The 276-nt window shown below is 55.1% G+C and carries 1 protein-coding gene; it reads right to left on the reverse strand.

Features of this window, described 5'->3' with window-relative positions; all coding sequences use genetic code 11:
- Positions 1-94: 94 nt before the first annotated feature.
- Positions 95-276: hypothetical protein (locus P2081_RS20835; RefSeq protein ID WP_278924695.1), on the reverse strand; the 182-nt coding region annotated here is incomplete at its 5' end.

A 276-nucleotide genomic window follows, 5' to 3' on the forward strand; every position in this document is an offset into this window, starting at 1 on the left:
GTCCTGAGCGACGTAGTCCTTATCGTCCTGCAGGACCTGAGCCAACTCCCCCTCCGCTTCCCTCCAGATCCTCACGTACATCCGGGTCGACATGTCAGCGTCTACGGAGGACGCCGACCAGGTTGTCGATGCAGGGGTCTAGCTTGTGGTCGGAGAGTCTTTTCGTCCAGTAATCACCAGGAGTTGGAGAAGACGGAGGACAGATGCAGCGTTCTTCTTTATTTCGGATGGCTCTTTTCAATCTGTTCTCGAATTTGGCGAGGAACTCGCTGTCAG

The organism is Pseudophaeobacter profundi (assembly GCF_029697505.1).
GTDB classification, from domain to species: domain Bacteria; phylum Pseudomonadota; class Alphaproteobacteria; order Rhodobacterales; family Rhodobacteraceae; genus Pseudophaeobacter; species Pseudophaeobacter profundi.